At 65.6% G+C, this 1,200-nt stretch carries 1 pseudogene; it reads right to left on the bottom strand.

The window, feature by feature from the left end:
• A pseudogene (gene gspD, locus G3436_RS26380) lies at nt 1–1,200 on the bottom strand (type II secretion system secretin GspD); the annotation flags it as partial.

The following is a 1,200-nucleotide window of genomic DNA, read 5'->3' as shown; positions in this document are numbered from 1 at the left end:
AGGCTGGCAAGGCTTGCGCCGTCACGCATGATCTTCGGGCGGATGAACACCATCAGGTTCTGCTTCACGCCCTGGCTGCCGGACGAGCGAAACAGCCGGCCGATGCCTGGAATGTCACCCAGCAACGGTACCTTCTGATTGCTCTCGGTCACCTGATCGCTGATCAGCCCACCGAGGATCACCAGGCCGTTGTCCTCGACCATGACCTTGGTCTTGATCTCGCGCTTGTTGGTGATCACGTCACTGGCCGAGGCGGTGTCGGCGATCGATGACACCTCCTGCACGATGTCCAGGCGCACGGTGTTGTCGCTGTTGATCTGCGGCTTGATGCGCAGCTTGACGCCCACTTCCTTGCGCTCGATGGTCTGGTAGGGGTTGGTGTTGTCCTGGGTCACGGAGCCGGTGACGAAAGGCACTTCCTGGCCGACCAGGATCGACGCCTCGGCGTTGTCCAGGGTCAGCAGGGTGGGCGTGGACAGCAGGTTGAAGCCGCTGTTGCTCTTGAGTGCATTGACCAGCATGGCGAAGTTGAACCCGCCACCGAAGTTGCCGATGCCGGCGGTCACGCCGTTGACGCCGGACAGCAGCTTGCCTAGCGCGGCGTTGTCGCCACCGGCTACCGCACCGGCAATGCCGGTGATGCTGGCGCCACCGGTACCGAAGTTGACCGCGCCGGCGCCGAACTTCTCGTCGGCGAACAGCCACTGCACGCCCAGCTCCTGGGCGCGCGAATCGGACACCTCGGCGATGATCGCCTCGACCACCACCTGGGCACGGCGGATGTCCAGTTGCTCGACGATGTTGCGGTAGGCCGCCAGCTCGCTGTCGGGGCCGACCATGACCACCGCGTTGGTGCCCTCTTCATACTCCAGGCGAATGCCCGACAGGTTGACCGGGGCCGACGCCTTGGCGTCCTTGTCGCCTTCGGGCACTGGCGCTGCCGCCTCCTGGCTGAGGCTCGCAGCACCTTGACCACCTCGGCGGCGTTGGCATGGCGCAGGTAGATCACCTGGGTGTTGGAACTGCGCAACGCATCGCCCGGACGATCCAGTTGCGCCAGCAACGCACGTACCCGTTCGCGGCTGTCGGCACTGCCGCGCACCAGCAAGGCGTTGCTGCGCGGGTCGGCGACCACCTGAGCGCTGTCGGCGCCCTGCTCGCGGGCCAGCAGGCGGCTGATCAACTGGCTGGTGTCGCTGG

The sequence above is a fragment of the Pseudomonas brassicae genome (assembly GCF_010671725.1).
In the GTDB taxonomy this organism is placed as follows: domain Bacteria; phylum Pseudomonadota; class Gammaproteobacteria; order Pseudomonadales; family Pseudomonadaceae; genus Aquipseudomonas; species Aquipseudomonas brassicae.
The sequence above is the reverse complement of the archived record's forward strand: the minus strand, read 5'-3'. Positions and strand labels throughout refer to the sequence as shown.